Annotated in this window: 3 protein-coding genes; all 3 read left to right on the top strand. The window is 58.0% G+C overall.

Annotated elements, in window-relative coordinates; all coding sequences use genetic code 11:
- Positions 1-103 precede the first annotated feature (103 nt).
- Positions 104-847, top strand: a complete 744-nt coding sequence (locus tag QZ292_RS10235) for a succinate dehydrogenase/fumarate reductase iron-sulfur subunit (RefSeq protein ID WP_294601224.1) — start codon at positions 104-106, stop codon at positions 845-847.
- Positions 848-1,037: 190 nt separating this feature from the next.
- Complete coding sequence (locus QZ292_RS10230) at positions 1,038-2,216, top strand: zinc-dependent metalloproteinase lipoprotein (protein WP_294601222.1); 1,179 nt, start codon at positions 1,038-1,040, stop codon at positions 2,214-2,216.
- Positions 2,217-2,343: 127 nt separating this feature from the next.
- Positions 2,344-2,673, top strand: a complete 330-nt coding sequence (locus tag QZ292_RS10225; protein WP_294601220.1) for a hypothetical protein — start codon at positions 2,344-2,346, stop codon at positions 2,671-2,673.
- Positions 2,674-2,751 lie beyond the last annotated feature (78 nt).

Below are 2,751 nucleotides of genomic sequence, written 5' to 3'. Positions count from 1 at the left end.
GTAGCGTAGCTAACTAAAAGTTTTTGGTGCCGCTTTTTTCAAAAAGCGGCAGTTCCCTGCGGGTAGACACAGATAAACGATTAAAAAATAAGATCAGATTGTTATGAATTTGAAATTGAAGATATGGCGTCAGAAAGACGCCCACGACAAAGGTCGGTTCGAAGAATACCACGTAGAGAACGTATCGGAAGGGAGCTCCTTTTTGGAGATGCTCGACATTTTGAACAACGACCTGATTCACGCCGGGAAAGAGCCCATCGCCTTCGACCACGACTGTCGGGAAGGGATCTGCGGGATGTGCTCGCTGTACATCGACGGCCGCGCCCACGGGCCCGACGACGATATCACCACCTGCCAGCTCCACATGCGGAAATTCAAGGACGGGGATACTATCACCATCGAGCCGTGGCGGTCGCGGGCCTTCCCCGTGGTGAAAGACCTGGTGGTCGACCGGTCCGCCTACGACAAGATTCTGCAGGCCGGCGGGTACATCTCCGTCAACACCGGCGGCGTGCCGGATGCGAACGCCATTCCGATTCCGAAGAAAGACGCCGACGAATCGATGGACGCCGCCGCTTGCATCGGATGCGGGGCATGCGTAGCCACTTGCAAAAATGGGTCTGCCATGCTTTTCGTAGCAGCCCGGGTGAGCTCGCTCGCACTGCTGCCCCAGGGGAAAGTCGAAGCCGCCCGGCGCGCCAAGGCGATGGTCGCCAAGATGGACGAACTCGGGTTCGGCGGGTGTACCAACACCGGCGCCTGCGAAGCGGAATGTCCGAAAGGAATCTCGATCGCACATATCGCGCGTTTGAACCGCGAATTTTTGGGCGCCAAGCTGAAAGACTAACCGTCTGATTTTCTTCGCGAAAAAAAATCAGACTCCGCAAAAAACGAGGCCGTTCCTGTTCGAGAAACAGGAACGGCCTCGTTTTTGTATATCCCCCCCTCGGACAGCGGCCGGAGACCGGTATCGGCCGCGCGAAGTCCGAGAAAAAACCGTATTTTTACAGAAAGTTAACCGAAATCCACCACCTCTCATGAAAAAACGCCTACTCTTCGCACTCGTGCTCCTGCCCGCGCTTCTGTCCGGCTGCAAAGAGAGTTCGTCCTCCCCCACCCCGCCGAACCCCGTCCGGCCGGAGATCGCCGCCGGCACCATTCCCGTCGTCTTCCACGTGCTGTACGAAAACCCCGCCGACCCGCATCAATACCCCTCCGACGCCGTGATCCAGCGCCGGCTCGCCGAGCTGAACAAATTCTACGCCTCGACCCTCTTCACCGACCAGACCATCCCCGGAGTGCCGAGTCAGAAGATCGGTCTGACCTTCGTAGCCGCCACCCACGATCCGGACGGCAAACCGCTCGCCACACCGGGGATTCACCGCGTCGTCTACTCCGGCTCCGCCAACATGAGCGCCGAGAATTTCCTTTACAGCAGCTCGCAGACACAGCGGAACAAAGATATCTTCTGGGATCCGAACTATTACGTGAATATCTGGCTTTTCAGTTTTCTGAAACAGTCGAACGAAAGCGAGGGCATGGTCACGGGAATCTCGTTCCTGCCCTACTGCACCACGACCCACCCGCTTTTCGGATTGAGCGGAAACTCGTCGGAATCACCGGGCGAAACTTACTTCAATCGCCTGCCGAGCTACATGCACGGAATTGCGCTGAATAACCGCATATTTCCACCGAAAGAAGGGATCGACCCCAGCGACGAATACACCTGGCTTAACGACGAAGGTATGTTCACCCTGTGTCACGAGATGGGTCACTATCTGGGTCTCCGCCATGTGTTCGACGAGACCGCCAACAGCTGTTCCGATCCCGACAACGCCAGCGACGACGGCTGCGCCGACACTCCGAAATACAACCGGGCCGCCTATATAGCCGACATTCAGCCGTGGTTGGATGGTCGGGTCGCAATCAACGAACTCCCCTACCATCCGTTCCAGCGCCAACCCTGCGCCGCAGGCTCCGCGCTGACCGTTTCGACCAACGTGATGGACTACTACTACGGTTATCAGACGCAGATCACGCCGGAACAGCAGGCACGGATCGACTTCGTGATGCAGTACAGCCCGCTGATTCCGCGTCCGACGACAGCCACCAAGGCACTCCGACCCGAGGCCGAGCAGCTGGATCCGAACGCCACGCTGCCGGAACCGCTTCTGATGCGGTGTTACGCTCCGAAACGGTCGGTGATGGATTTGTAGCCTCTCGCTATACACAAGTTTCGTCCGTCCGTTCCACTGTGGTGGAGCGAACGGACGAAACTGTTTCAGAGCATCTGGGAAGCAGACTTGGTCTGACTTTACGCGGGCGACAGACCTGGATCAACCCTTGACCGGTACTTTCCCCTACTATTCGGACAACGTGCCGGGCGAGAAATACGGAAAAGGTGATTACAAGGCGACCAACGGTCGGTTGTACAAGGTAAGCACCTCGGGTACGGGAACCCCGCTTGCCTGGTACCCCGCCCCGGGCTACCGCGACGCAGGCAACGATGGGCGGTTAGGCGATCTGGCGTACGTCGGCAACAGCGGGTACAGTTGGTCGTCCGCTGTCAGCGGGACTGGCGGCGTGTTCTTGGGCTTCAGCACGCAGGGTCTCTATCCCAGCAGCGTGAGCGGCCGTGGCCACGGTCTTCAGTTGCGTTGCCTCTCAGAATAAACGGGGCGTGTCGCACTCACAATTGGCCGGGTCTACCCTAACAGATAGCCTCTACCCCATTTTACCGACACAGCCGCA

The sequence above is a fragment of the uncultured Rikenella sp. genome (assembly GCF_910577125.1).
Taxonomy (GTDB): Bacteria; Bacteroidota; Bacteroidia; order Bacteroidales; family Rikenellaceae; genus Rikenella.
The sequence above is the reverse complement of the archived record's forward strand: the minus strand, read 5'-3'. Positions and strand labels throughout refer to the sequence as shown.

Coding starts and splice junctions, on each gene's coding strand:
- QZ292_RS10235 (WP_294601224.1), top strand. CDS start 104: ATGAATTTGAAATTGAAGATATGGCGTCAGAAAGACGCCCACGACAAA.
- QZ292_RS10230 (WP_294601222.1), top strand. CDS start 1,038: ATGAAAAAACGCCTACTCTTCGCACTCGTGCTCCTGCCCGCGCTTCTG.